Origin of the sequence: Azoarcus indigens (assembly GCF_004361735.1) — a bacterium.
GTDB classification, from domain to species: domain Bacteria; phylum Pseudomonadota; class Gammaproteobacteria; order Burkholderiales; family Rhodocyclaceae; genus Azoarcus; species Azoarcus indigens.
Window position 1 is genome coordinate 73,466 of the sequence record NZ_SNVV01000007.1, and the last position, 12,224, is coordinate 85,689.

Annotated in this window: 15 protein-coding genes, 1 pseudogene and 1 riboswitch; of the genes and pseudogenes, 6 read left to right on the forward strand and 10 right to left on the reverse strand. The window is 68.7% G+C overall.

All coding sequences use genetic code 11. From position 1 onward, the window contains the following. Positions 1 to 121: 121 nt before the first annotated feature. Positions 122 to 913: an AraC family transcriptional regulator gene (locus C7389_RS09740; protein WP_133590808.1), complete on the reverse strand. Its 792-nt coding sequence runs from the start codon at positions 911 to 913 to the stop codon at positions 122 to 124. 93 nt (positions 914 to 1,006) lie between these two features. Between C7389_RS09740 and C7389_RS09745 the strand changes: the two genes are divergently transcribed. Both C7389_RS09745 and C7389_RS09750 read left to right on the forward strand, forming a co-directional pair. Then, positions 1,007 to 1,261, forward strand: coding sequence for a hypothetical protein (locus C7389_RS09745; RefSeq protein ID WP_133590810.1), 255 nt, complete (start codon positions 1,007 to 1,009; stop codon positions 1,259 to 1,261). Next, positions 1,258 to 1,890, forward strand: coding sequence for a pyridoxamine 5'-phosphate oxidase family protein (locus C7389_RS09750; RefSeq protein ID WP_133590812.1), 633 nt, complete (start codon positions 1,258 to 1,260; stop codon positions 1,888 to 1,890). The genes C7389_RS09745 and C7389_RS09750 overlap by 4 nt, the downstream gene beginning before the upstream one ends. A gap of 60 nt (positions 1,891 to 1,950) precedes the next feature. On the opposite strand, the gene chrA is transcribed toward C7389_RS09750, so the two are convergent. From chrA to C7389_RS09780, 6 genes are read right to left on the reverse strand one after another with little or no spacing between them, the layout of a single operon-like run. After that, positions 1,951 to 3,147, reverse strand: a complete 1,197-nt coding sequence (gene chrA / locus C7389_RS09755; RefSeq protein ID WP_133590814.1) for a chromate efflux transporter — start codon at positions 3,145 to 3,147, stop codon at positions 1,951 to 1,953. Next, positions 3,147 to 3,866 (reverse strand): arsenical resistance protein ArsH, encoded by a 720-nt coding sequence (gene arsH, locus C7389_RS09760; protein ID WP_133590816.1) that lies wholly within the window; start codon positions 3,864 to 3,866, stop codon positions 3,147 to 3,149. Before arsH ends, chrA begins: the two co-directional genes overlap by 1 nt. Further along, on the reverse strand, positions 3,859 to 4,281 hold the full coding sequence (arsC, locus tag C7389_RS09765) for an arsenate reductase (glutaredoxin) (protein WP_133590818.1): 423 nt from the start codon (positions 4,279 to 4,281) through the stop codon (positions 3,859 to 3,861). Before arsC ends, arsH begins: the two co-directional genes overlap by 8 nt. Positions 4,282 to 4,290: 9 nt before the next feature. Then, positions 4,291 to 5,382, reverse strand: a complete 1,092-nt coding sequence (gene arsB / locus C7389_RS09770; RefSeq protein WP_133590820.1) for an ACR3 family arsenite efflux transporter — start codon at positions 5,380 to 5,382, stop codon at positions 4,291 to 4,293. Between the two features lie 3 nt (positions 5,383 to 5,385). Beyond that, positions 5,386 to 5,880, reverse strand: a complete 495-nt coding sequence (locus C7389_RS09775) for an arsenate reductase ArsC (RefSeq protein WP_133590822.1) — start codon at positions 5,878 to 5,880, stop codon at positions 5,386 to 5,388. A gap of 7 nt (positions 5,881 to 5,887) precedes the next feature. Next, on the reverse strand, positions 5,888 to 6,214 hold the full coding sequence (locus C7389_RS09780; protein WP_211168415.1) for an ArsR/SmtB family transcription factor: 327 nt from the start codon (positions 6,212 to 6,214) through the stop codon (positions 5,888 to 5,890). Between the two features lie 99 nt (positions 6,215 to 6,313). Between C7389_RS09780 and C7389_RS09785 the strand changes: the two genes are divergently transcribed. The 3 genes from C7389_RS09785 (at position 6,314) to C7389_RS09795 (ending at position 9,139) form a co-directional block, all read left to right on the forward strand. Next, entirely contained in the window at positions 6,314 to 6,685 is a 372-nt protein-coding gene (locus C7389_RS09785) for a winged helix-turn-helix domain-containing protein (RefSeq protein ID WP_133590826.1), read from the forward strand. Between the two features lie 394 nt (positions 6,686 to 7,079). Next, positions 7,080 to 7,895, forward strand: a complete 816-nt coding sequence (locus C7389_RS09790; RefSeq protein WP_211168414.1) for a sulfite exporter TauE/SafE family protein — start codon at positions 7,080 to 7,082, stop codon at positions 7,893 to 7,895. A gap of 473 nt (positions 7,896 to 8,368) precedes the next feature. Continuing rightward, a complete protein-coding gene (locus C7389_RS09795; RefSeq protein ID WP_133590830.1) occupies positions 8,369 to 9,139 on the forward strand; it encodes a PEP-CTERM/exosortase system-associated acyltransferase in 771 nt (256 codons plus the stop codon). Between the two features lie 111 nt (positions 9,140 to 9,250). Here C7389_RS09795 and C7389_RS09800 read toward each other — a convergent pair whose 3' ends face one another. Then, on the reverse strand, positions 9,251 to 9,730 hold the full coding sequence (locus C7389_RS09800) for a VOC family protein (protein ID WP_133590832.1): 480 nt from the start codon (positions 9,728 to 9,730) through the stop codon (positions 9,251 to 9,253). A 104-nt stretch (positions 9,731 to 9,834) separates the two neighbouring features. After that, the gene (locus C7389_RS09805; protein ID WP_133590834.1) at positions 9,835 to 10,281 is read right to left on the reverse strand and encodes a winged helix-turn-helix transcriptional regulator; all 447 of its coding nucleotides are present in this window, start codon (positions 10,279 to 10,281) and stop codon (positions 9,835 to 9,837) included. Positions 10,282 to 10,381: 100 nt separating this feature from the next. On the opposite strand from C7389_RS09805, the gene C7389_RS09810 reads away from it, so the two are divergent. After that, positions 10,382 to 11,647: an MFS transporter gene (locus C7389_RS09810; protein WP_133590836.1), complete on the forward strand. Its 1,266-nt coding sequence runs from the start codon at positions 10,382 to 10,384 to the stop codon at positions 11,645 to 11,647. 63 nt (positions 11,648 to 11,710) lie between these two features. Here the strand turns inward: C7389_RS09810 and C7389_RS25850 are convergent. Then, positions 11,711 to 11,911 (reverse strand): annotated as a pseudogene (locus C7389_RS25850) (manganese efflux pump); the annotation flags it as partial. Between the two features lie 93 nt (positions 11,912 to 12,004). Further along, a riboswitch (yybP-ykoY riboswitch) is annotated at positions 12,005 to 12,164 on the reverse strand. Positions 12,165 to 12,224 lie beyond the last annotated feature (60 nt).

Below are 12,224 nucleotides of genomic sequence, written 5' to 3' on the forward strand. Positions count from 1 at the left end.
GCGCATCCGCTGCGCCCACACCTGACTGCTACAGCCGCTCCTTCCTGCTCCGCAGGCCCAGGGATTGCGGCCTGCCCCACCTCGCGGCCCACAGTAGCGCCACAGCACCGGCTCCTGCGACTCAGAGCCGCAACCGGTAGCTGGCGGGCGTGTCGCCGAAGGTGCGGCGGAACAAGCTGATGAAGGCGCTGGCAGTCGAGTAGCCGAGGTCCAGCGCAATGGCGGACACCGGCATGTCGGCGGCGAGCATCTCCAGCGCGCGCAGCATGCGGGCGCGCTGCCGCCAGGCGGTGAAGTTGAAGCCGGTTTCCGCCACGAAGCGCCGGCTCAGGGTGCGGGCGCTGACCGCGCCCCAGGCGGCCCACTGCTCCAGGCGGCGGTCGTCCGCCGGCTCGTCGATCAGCGCCCGGGCGATGCGCTGCAGCCGCGGATCGCTGGGCAGGGGCAGGCCCAAGGGCTCGACCGGCAGGCTGCGGATTTCCTCCAGGATCACCGCGGCGAGATGCGCCTGCGCGGGGGCCAACGCCCGCGCAGGCGTTTCGAGCGGCCAGCTGCACGCGCGCAGCACCGCTTCACGCAGCAGGCCGGAGGTACGCAAGGTGCAGGCGCGCTGCGGCAGATCGGCGCAGGCCGACTCCGCCACATAGACGCTCCAGCCGTGGAAAGGCCCGTGCGAACGCCCGGAGTGCACCTGGTGCGGCGGCAGCCACACCGCGTGGATGGCCGGCACGATCCACAGGCCATCCCCCAACCCCACCGACAGCAGCCCGCTCAGCGAGCCGAAGAGCTGGCCGCGCACATGCTGGTGCGGCCCGGCCGCCAGCTCATGTTCCTGGTGTTCCTGCGCGGCGAAGAGCAGCGGGCCATCGGCGGCATTCACCCATTCGTTCAGCCTCTGCAGCGTTTCGGTCATGGCGGATTCGAGCTATTGATTGTCCTTAACAGTCTATAGCCGCCACGATCTTCCTTCCTATGCTGCACGCCACTAGCACACGGAGACCCCCACATGCGCGCGCAAGACATCCTTCCCGTCGGACTCGACCAGATCGAGCGCCAGGGCATCACCATCCGCAAAGGCGCGGTCGGCGCCTTCCTCGCCAATGCACGGGCGCTGCAGGACACCGCCCTGGACGACGCGGCAAAGGAGCAGGCGCTGCGGGACATCGCCGACGGCCTGCCGGCGCTGCGCGCGCTGGGCCTGTTCGACATCCTGGAGATCCGCGATCCCCGGCTGCGCGCCCTGGTGGAGGCCGCAGCATGACGCCGGCCATCACGCCCGACCTGGACGCGCTCTACCAGCCGCCGCTCGAGATGGTCCAGAAGGCGGTGCTGGACCGCCTCGTCGATTTCCACCAGGCCTATCTCGCCCAGGCCACCTTCTTCTGCCTGGCAACCGGCAGCGCGCGCGGCCTGGACGCCTCTCCCCGCGGCGGCCCGCCCGGTTTCGTCCGCGTGCTGGATCCGCACACCGTCGCTTTCGCCGACTGGCCGGGCAACAACCGCATCGAGTCCCTGCGCAACCTGCAAGAGGACGAGCGCCTCGGCATGCTCTTCCTCTTCCCCGGGCTGGAAGTCTTCATGCGCATCAACGGCCGTGGCCGCCTGACGACCGAGGCGGCGCTGCTGCAGGCGCTGAGCGAGAACGGCCACACGCCCAAGGTGGCGACCGTGGTGCAGGTGGACGAAGTGCTGATGCATTGCGGCCGGGCCATCAACCGCGCCCGCCTTTGGGAGGAGAGCGCCCGCCTGGAGCGCGGCAGCCTGCCGACGGTGGGCCGCATTCTCGCCGCGGTGAAGCAGATGCAGGACGCATCCGCTGCGAGCAGCGAAGCGGAAATCGGCCAGATCGACGCCCATTACACCGCTGCGGTACGCAATCAGCTGTATTGAGCCGCTACGCCCTGCCCGGCGTGCTTCTTCGTCGAGCACCGCTGTGGCGGGATGCCCGGCTCAGGCGGCGATCTGCCCTGCCAGCGCGGCCAGCCCCACCACCGCCACCGGCGGCACCCGGCCCGGCACGAGCAGGCCGAAGCAGGCCAGGGCCAGCGCGAAGTCGGTACGGGTGTGGATGGCGCTGGTCCACACCGGATCGTAGAGCGCCGCCAGCAGGATGCCGACCACGCCGGCGTTGATGCCGGCCAGCGCGGCCTGAACATGCCGGCGGCGGCGCAGCCGTTCCCAGAAGGGCAGCGCGGCCAGGAGCACCAGGAGCGCCGGCAGGAAGATCACCGCCAGCAGCACCAGCCCGCCGCGCCAGCCCTGCAGGGGCCAGTCGGCCACCGCGCCGAGAAAGGCGGCGAAGGAGAACAGCGGCCCGGGAACCGCCTGCGCGGCGCCGTAGCCGGCGAGGAAATCGGCATTGCCCACCACGCCGGCCGCGGCGGTGGCCGACTGCAGCAGGGGCAGGACGACATGACCGCCGCCGAACACCAGCGCGCCGGCGCGGAACACGCCGTCTATCAGCGCGGCGCTGGACGAAGCGCTGGCCGAGGCCCACAGCGGCAGGCCGAGCAGCAGTAGCACGAGCACGCCCAGGGCCGTCACGCCCAGGCGCGATGAAACCGCATGCGGCGCCGGATGCGCCGCCGCCGGGAGAGCCAGGCGCAGCCACCAGCGGCCAGCCAGTCCGGTCGCCGCGATGGCGGCGAGTTGGGTCCAGGCCGAGGGCAGCAGCAGCGTCAGCAACGCAGCCAGCAGCGCCAGCGCGACGCGCGGGCGGTCCGGGCACAGCGTCTTCGCCATGCCCCAGACGGCTTGCGCCACCACCGCCACCGCAACCACCTTCAGGCCGTGCACCCAGCCGGCATCGGCGAGCGAGCGGTACTCGGTCAAGCCGTAGGCGAACAGGATGAGCGCGAGCGCCGAGGGCAGCGTGAAGCCGGCCCAGGCCGCCAGCGCGCCGCCGAGGCCCGCCCGCCCCAGGCCCAGCGCCATGCCGACCTGGCTGCTGGCCGGCCCGGGCAGGAACTGGCACAGCGCGAGCAGCTCGGCATAGCTGCGGTCGTCCAGCCAGCGGCGGCGATCCACGAACTCGGTGCGGAAGTAGCCCAGGTGGGCCACCGGCCCACCGAAGGAAGTCAGGCCCAGGCGCAGGAACAGGAGGAAGATGCGGCCCATGCTGTCCTGCGTCCGGGCGGGCGGCGGCATCAGAGCGCCTCCTGCCGCATCCGTCCCGCCAGCGCCGCGGCCGACTCCTTGCGCTCGCTGTACCTGTCCACCAGGTAGGCGGCGGCGTCGCGGGTCAGCAGGGTGAATTTCATCAGCTCCTCCATCACGTCCACCAGCCGGTCGTAGTACGGCGAGGGCTTCATCCGCCCGGCCTCGTCGAACTCCTGGTAGGCCTTGGCCACCGAAGACTGGTTAGGGATGGTCAGCATGCGCATCCAGCGCCCCAGCACCCGCATCTGGTTCACCGCATTGAAGGACTGCGAGCCGCCGGACACCTGCATCACCGCCAGCGTCTTGCCCTGGGTGGGCCGCAGCGCCCCGAGCGACAGCGGGATCCAGTCGATCTGGGTCTTCATCACGCCGGTCATGGCGCCATGCCGCTCCGGCGAACTCCACACCATGCCCTCGGCCCATTGCACCAGGTCGCGCAGCTCCCGCACCTTGGGGTGATCCTCGCCAGCGTCATCCACCAGGGGCAGGCCGGAGGGATTGAACATGCGCGTCTCGCCGCCAAGCGCTCGCAGCACCCGCGCCGCCTCCTCCGCCACCAGGCGGCTGTACGAGCGCTCGCGCAGGGAGCCGTAGAGCAGCAGGAAGCGGGGCGCATGCATGGCGCGCTTGGCCGGGAACAGGGCGCCCGGCTCGGCTTGCCGGAACAGCGCGGCATCCAGGTTGGGCAGATCGTCGAGCTCAGACACGGCGGCCCTCCGCGTCGATCACCACTTCGCCATCTTCCTTGGTGAACGCGCCTTGCTGGGGCCGGGGCAGGATGTCCAGCACCACCTCCGAGGGGCGGCACAGGCGGGTGCCCAGCGGGGTGACGACGATGGGACGGTTGATCAGGATGGGGTGCTGCAGCATGAAGCCGATCAACTCGTCGTCGGACCACTTCGGATCGCCCAGCCCCAGCTCCTGGTAGGGCGTGCCCTTGATCCGCAGCAACTCGCGCACCGGCATGCCCAGCGCCGCGATCAGCCGCTCCAGCGTGGCGCGGTCCGGCGGCGTCTTCAGGTATTCGATGATCTGCGGCTCTTCGCCCGAGTTGCGGATCAGGCCCAGGGTGTTGCGCGAGGTGCCGCAGGCCGGGTTGTGATAGATGGTGATGGTGCTCATCTGCTTGCCTCAGGAAGTTCGGGCCCGGCCCGCGCCGGCGTCGTACCAGCCGCGGCTGCGATTGACGATGCGCACCACCAGCAGCATCACCGGCACTTCGATGAGCACGCCCACTACCGTCGCCAGGGCCGCGCCCGAGTGGAAACCGAACAGGCTGATGGCCGCCGCCACCGCCAGCTCGAAGAAGTTGCTTGCGCCTATCAGCGCCGACGGGCAGGCGATGTCGTGCCGCTCGCCGACCCGGCGGTTGAGCCAGTAGGCCAGCCCGGCGTTGAGGAAGACCTGGATCAGGATGGGCACCGCCAGCATCAATATCACCAGCGGCTGCGCCAGGATGGCCCGCCCCTGGAAGGCGAACAGCAGCACCAGCGTGGCCAGCAGCGCCGCCATGGAGAGCGGCCCCAGACGGGCCAGCGCCCGGTCGAAGGCGGCCTGGCCCCGGCGCAACAAAGCGCGCCGCCACAGTTGCGCCAGCACCACCGGGATCACGATGTAAAGCGCCACCGAAACCAGCAGGGTGGCCCACGGCACGATGATGGACGACAGCCCCAGCAGCAGCCCGACGATGGGGGCAAAGGCGAAGACCATGATGGTGTCGTTGAGCGCCACCTGGGACAGGGTGAATACCGGATCGCCACCGGTCAGCCGGCTCCACACGAAGACCATCGCGGTACAAGGCGCCGCCGCCAGCAGGATCAGCCCGGCCACGTAGCTGTCCAGCTGTTCCGCCGGCAGCCAGGGGGCGAAAACCTGGCGGATGAAGAGCCAGCCCAGCAAGGCCATGGAGAAGGGCTTCACCGCCCAGTTGATGAACAGCGTCACGCCGATGCCGCGCCAGTGTTGCCGCACCTGGCCGAGGGCGCCGAAATCCACCTTCAGCAGCATGGGCACGATCATGACCCAGATCAGCAGCCCCACCGGCAGGTTGACCTGCGCCACCTCCAGCCGGCCGATGGCCTGGGCCAGTTGCGGCGCAAGCTGGCCCAGGGCAATGCCGGCGACGATGCACAGCGCCACCCACAGCGTGAGATAGCGCTCGAAGACGCTCATGCCGGTCGTCGCTCGTACGCAGGAAGCCAGATTGGCCTGGATGGAAGACATGGCTCAGCTCCGACCGATCTTGCGCAGTTCGCTCTGCAGCGAGATTTCGTCCAACCGGAGCAAGGGCAGCGAGAGTAGCAGTTCGATGCGTCTGCGCAGAGTCATGGCGACGTCGAGAAAGGCCTTGCGCTGGAGATCCTCATGCACATCCAGTGCAGAAGGATCCGGCACGCCCCAATGAGCCGTCACCGGTTTTCCCGGCCATACGGGGCAAACCTCTCCAGCTGCGCTATCGCAGACGGTAAAAATGAAGTCGAACACAGGCGCGCCAGGCGAGGTGAACTCGTCCCAACTCTTGCTGCGGAAGGCGGCAACCGGCAGTCCCATGCGTTCCAGGGTAGTGAGGGCGAGCGGATGCACCTCGCCTTTCGGAAAGCTGCCGGCGGACCAGGCCCGGAAACGCCCCTCCCCCAATGCATTGAGAATTCCTTCGGCCAGGATGGAACGGGCGGAGTTGCCAGTGCAGATGAAAAGTACGTTGTAGGCTTTAGCGGTCATTGGAATTTCAACCTTTGCACAAGGGAAAGGAGGCGGAGACCTCGCAGACGCCGCCTTCGCAGCAATGCTCGGTCAGATAGCCGATGAGGCCGTTCATGAGCTGGTACTCCGCCCGGTAGATCAGGTTGCGGCCCTGCTGCTCCACCGTCACCAGGCCGGCGTGGGCCAGTTCCTTGAGGTGGAAGGACAGGGTGTTCCGCGCCACGTCGAGGCGCTCGGCCAGCACGCTGGGCGTAAGGCCCTCCGGCCCGGCAACGACGAGGGCGCGGAATACCCGCAGCCGCTGGGCGTGGGCCAGGGCGCCGAGGGCAGAGATGGCTTGGTCTTCGTTCATTATTCGATGATACAACATTCATTGAATCGTTGACCATTTCCCTGGGCATCGATCTGCCGGCGGCTTGGGCACGCCGGGCAATTCCACTACCCTTTGCGCATGGACTCCCTTGCCCCCGAAGTACGCGCCATCCTGGTCCGGCCCCGCATCTACCTCGGGGATGGCATAGCCATTGGTCCCGGCAAGATCGATCTGCTGCGGGCCGTGGGAGAAACCCATTCCATCTCCGCCGCCGCCCGTTCGCTGGGCGTGCCTTACAAACGCGCCTGGCTGTTGATCGACTCGCTGAATGCCGGCTTCGGGCGGCCGGTGGTCTCGACCGCGACCGGCGGGAAAGGCGGCGGCGGCACCTCCCTCACCAAGCTGGGAGAAGACCTCATTGCCGCTTACGACGCCCTTGAAAAACGCCTGAACGCTGCCGCGCCGCCCGAGCTGGAAGCGCTCCACGCGCTGGCCGATCGCCGCGACTGAGCGCAGGGGCCAAGCAATACGGCCGCGATTCCGACGTTCGTTATGTCAACGTTGACACAGCGCAGTCGCCAATACGACAAATGCCCGCCATGCATGGCTGCCCGCAAGCGCCGACGGCTCCCCCGCCAGCGCCGGCAGGCGCGCCCGCCAATGCCTCCCGGCGCTGAGGTGCGGCCTTCGCCCGGCGACTTCCCGCAGGGCCCTGGCGCAAATGGCACATGCGTTGCTTGATGACATTCGTTATGTCTTTCTTCACCCAACGAATGCAACCCCGAATGCAACCCTTCTCCACCAGCGTCAGGGCACGCCGCGCGAAACGCACCTGCCAGCGACGAACCGCCGAGGAAACACCGTGAAAACCGAGAACCTGCCCGGACAGGACCAAACTCCAGCCGTGAGCGACACCGGCGCCGGCCGTGGCTGCGGGACTCGCAGCTTCATCGCAGGCACCCTGATCGGAACGCTGGGCGGATTGATAGGCCTGGGCGGAGCCGAATTCCGCCTGCCGGTGCTGGTCGGCATGTTCCGCCTGCCCACCCTCGAAGCCATCGTCCTGAACAAGGCGATGAGCCTCGTGGTGGTAGCGGCGGCGCTCATCTTCAGGATGCAGAGCATTCCCATCGACCGCCTCTACGCGCACGGCGACATCGTCCTCAACCTGCTCGCCGGGAGCCTGGTCGGCGCCTGGTGGGCGGCGGGCCACGCGATGACGATGCCCAGGGTCTGGCTCAATCGCATCGTGATGGTCCTGCTCGCGGCGCTAGCCATGCTGATGCTCTCCGAGGCCTGGCTGGGGCTGCATGACGGCGGCGCGCCGCTGTTCGACAACCCGCTGCTACGCACCGGCGCCGGCGTCATCGCCGGCTTCGGAATCGGCATCGCTGCGGCGCTGCTTGGCGTCGCCGGCGGGGAACTGCTCATCCCCACCATCGTGCTGCTCTTCGGCATGGACGTCCGGCTGGCGGGCAGCCTGTCCCTGATGGTGAGCCTGCCCACCATGATCGTCGGCTTCGCCCGCTACAGCCGCTCCGACGCCTTCGCGGTCATTCGGCGGGAACAGACCCTGTTCCGCACCATGGTGACCGGCTCCATCCTCGGCGCCGCGATAGGCGGGCTGATGGTCGGCGCCATTCCCATGTCCATCCTGATGACGGCGCTGGGGGTCATCCTGCTGGTATCGGCGCTCAAGACCTTCAGGCACCCGCATTGAAGAAGGCCAGGGGCCGGCCGCAACCTGGCTACTAACGCGGCAGTTGAATGCACAACAGCCGTTCGCCCTGAGCCAGTCGAAGGCCGCTCCCCGCGACGCCCTTCGACAAGCTCAGGGCGAACGGACTCTCTTGTTTGATTGCCGGGCCAATGGCCGGGTGTTCGGCGGCAACATCCGGCCCATCGGTTCCGCCCCCGGCTTGCGCACGTCGATGCTCTGCCGACTCGCTCCGCTGCCACCTCGGGAGTGGCTTTTCCCCGGCTGCAGCGGCGCTTTTTCAGTTGCGGCCCATGACGCCCGTACCCGATCAGCCAAAGGTCGTAGACAATGGCGGCCGGTGCTGGCTGCGCCGCTGCAGCCGTCATGCCGCCCGCCGCGAGACGCCTTCTCAAGCCCGCAAATGGGACCAAGGCCATTTCGCCCTTCCAAACAGGGGCCAAGACCATGTCTAATGGATGGTCTTATTGGAGAGCATGTTGAGCGTCGACCAACTGAACCTGGGGCTGGGCTTCAGGAAGCACTACAGGATTGTTCCGGCAACAAGCCGGACGTTGCGCGACGAGGGCTATCGCATCCGGCATGAGGTGTATTGCGAGGAACTGCGGTTCGAGCCGGAACGGCCCGACCGCCTGGAGCATGACAAATACGATGCCCACAGCCTGCACTGCCTGATCAGCAGCGCCGCCGATCCCAGCCTGTCGGCGGGCTGCACCCGCATCGTGCTGGTGAATCCGGCCGATCCGCATGCGCCGCTGCCCTTCGAGCGCATCACCGCCGGCACCCTGGACCGCTCCCTGCTCGACCCGGCGAAGCTGCAGCGCAAGCGCATCGCCGAGGTTTCCCGGCTGGCAGTCCGCAGCCTCTACCGCCGCCGCAAGGGGGAAGGCCACCGCGCGGTCACCCTCAGCGACGAGGACTACGGCACCGGCGCGCAGCCGCGCTTCCCCTACATCTCCATCGGCCTCTACCTGGCGGCGGTGTCGATGGCCGCGCGCAATGGCATCGACACCCTGTTCGTGCTGACCGAACCGCGGCTGGCGGCCCACTTCCGCAAGCTGGGCGTGGACATCCGCCAGATCGGCGCGCCGGTGGAACATCGCGGCCTGCGCGTACCGTCGGTGATGGACGTGCAGGCCATCATCCGCGACCTGCGACATCTGCTCAGGCCGATCTGGGCCGCGGTGAATGAAGACCTGGAACAGGGCTACGCGCAGGCCGCTCCGGACGAAGAACTGGTTGCCTGAGGCACCGCGCCAGTGACGAGGCGTGGCGAAACCGCCACTGAAGCGCCGCCTCCCCTCATGAGCGCCCCGGCGGACCGGGCGGCCACGCAGCCCCGTACCAGCCGGCCCGTTTCAGCCCCGCCGCGCCGCCTCTATGGTGGCGATGTCGATCTTTCCCATCCGCATCATCGCGTCGAAAGCACGCTTCGCCGCCGCGCGGTCGGGATCGGTGATCGCCTCGCTGAGCGCCCGCGGCGTGATCTGCCAGGACAGGCCCCATTTGTCCTTGCACCAGCCGCAGGCACTCTCCTGCCCGCCATTGCCGACGATGGCGTTCCACAGGCGGTCGGTTTCCGCCTGGTCTTCGGTGGCCACCTGGAAGGAGAAGGCCTCGCTGTGCCTGAACGCCGGCCCGCCATTCAGGCCCAGGCAGGGGATGCCGAGCACGGTGAACTCAACGGTCAGCACCTCGCCCTCGCGGCCGGAGGGGTAGTCGCCCGGCGCGCGATGGACCGCGGTCAGCTCGCTGTCGGGAAAGGTGGCGGCGTAGAACTGCGCCGCCTCCAGCGCATCGCCGTCGTACCAGAGGCAGATGGTGTTCCTGTGGGCCATGGTCGTTCTCCAGTTGCGGGCCCTCGCCCGCGAGGCACAGGCGGAAAAGCCTGCGGGGGCGGGGCGATCCGGGTATGCGGTGGTGGCGCTCACACGCCCTGAACTCAACGCAGCTTGCGCACTTCCGTCTCGGCCGGCGCCAGTTCAGCGCCATCGCCAGCCTTGGGCGACATGAAGGGAATCGGCTGGCCGGTGCTTTTTTCGATCAGTTCCGAATGGCGTTCGCCGCGGGCAAACAGCTGCCGCTCGCCCCACTGCCGCAGCGCCACCACCACCGGGAAGAGGCCCTCACCCTTGATCGTTAGTACGTACTCCTGGTAGGCGGTGCCATCCGACGCCGCCCGGGTTTCCAGGATGCCGGCTTCGACCAGCTTGCGCAGGCGGTCGGACAAAATGTTGCGCGCCACGCCCAGGCTGCGCTGGAAATCGCCGAAGCGGCGCATGCCGTCGAAAGCATCCCGCAGGATAAGCAGCGACCAGCGATCGCCGATGACATCAACGGAGCGAGCGACCGGGCAGGGTTCATCGTCCAGCGCTTTGCGGGGTGACATGGCGGTTCTCGGATATGGACGCAAGACAGAATGTAGTTGCATTTTAAAACCGCATACCGCAGCATTCAATCGGTTTCGTTTTGCAACTGGATTGAATGCGATGAAGGCGACTTCCGTTTCCGTCCCCTGCGCCATGCCGCCCGTGAACCCGCAAGCCTGCCTGCCGCGCGGCCTGGTGGTGCTGTTCGCGGCGGCCAGCGGGCTCAGCGTGGCCAACGTCTATTACGCCCAGCCGCTGCTGGATGCGTTGGCGCGGGACTTCGGCGTCGGCCAGGCGGCGGTGGGCAGCGTAGTCACGGCCACCCAGGCCGGCTGCGCCCTCGCCCTGCTGTTGCTGGTTCCGCTGGGCGACCGGCTGGACCGCCGCCGCCTGATGGCTGGCCAGCTGGCGGCCCTGGTGGCGGCGCTGGCGCTCACCGGTGCCGCCTCGTCCGCGCCCATGCTGCTGGCCGGCATGCTGGGCGTCGGTCTGCTCGGCACCGCGATGACGCAGGGCCTGATCGCCTACGCCGCCAGCGCCGCCGCACCGGGGGAACAGGGCCGGGTGGTGGGCGCAGCGCAGGGCGGGGTGTTCATCGGCCTGTTGCTGGCGCGGGTGTTCGCCGGCGGCGTGAGCGATCTGGCCGGCTGGCGCGGCGTGTACTTCTGCGCCGCCGGGCTGATGCTGGCACTGGCCCTGCCGCTGTGGCGCCGCCTGCCGGCATTGCCGCCGCAGCCGGACGCCATCAGCTATCCGCGCCTGCTCGCCTCCATGCTCACGCTGTTGCGGGAAGAAGGAGTGCTGCGGGTGCGCGGCACGCTGGCGCTGCTGATGTTCGCCGCCTTCAACATCTTCTGGAGCGCGCTAGTGCTGCCGCTGAGCGCGCCGCCCTTCGCCCTCTCCCGCACCGCCATCGGCGCCTTCGGGCTGGTGGGTGCGGTCGGTGCATTCGCCGCCGCCCGCGCCGGGCGCTGGGCGGACCAGGGCCATGCCCAGCGCACCACCGCCGCCGCGCTGGCGCTGTTACTGCTCGCCTGGTGGCCGCTGGCGCTGATGGAGCAGTCGCTGTGGGCGCTGGTGCTCGGCATCCTGCTGCTGGACCTGGGTGGCCAGGCGCTGCATGTGACCAACCAGAGCCTGATCTTCCGCACCCGGCCGCAGGCCTATGGCCGGCTGGTAAGCCTCTACATGCTGTTCTACGCGGTGGGCAGCGGACTCGGCGCCATCGCCACCACCGCGACGTACGCCCACGCGGGCTGGCCGGGTGTGTGCCTGCTGGGCGCGGCGGTCAGTGTGCTGGCGCTGGCGTTCTGGGGGTGGACAGCGGGAGCCGGACGCAGGCGCAGCAATGGCGCAGAGCACGCGGCCTCGCCTCCACCCGCCTAGGCCGCGTGCAGGTGCTCGTAGAGGATGGCCGCTCCCACCGCGATCAGGATGACGCCGCCTCCTCCTCCCCTCGCCCCGGACTGCCTTCCACCGCATGTGCAGGCCGAGCGCGGACAGCAACGCGAAGGCCGCCCAGTGGTCGAACGCCTCGATCTGGCTGGAGGCAACCGAGCCCAGCAGCCAGCCGATGACCGGCGTGATGGCCTCGACCACGCCGAAGATGAGGCCGGCCCGCAGCGCCTCGGCGAAGCGCGGCCTGGCCATGCCCGCCCCTTTTCCGAGGGCGGCGGCAAAAGCAATCGGTGGACATGGCCAGGCCGCGCAGGACGATGGAAACGGGGCTCATGTGAGGGGGACGGCGGCCGGGACGCGGAAACGAACAATACGTGCGCCCGGCCGGCTTACACGGATGGCTCGCCTGGTCTCGCCTACCACTGCTTGCCTGCGCCACGGCCGTTGGGCCGAGCATGTTGACGCAGGCGCTTCCTGGACTGGAAGCCGGCTACTCCCCAAGAGAGAACCGCATTCCAACCAGCAAGGGGAAACGGAGAAACGCATGGCGCGGGAAGGGCTATCG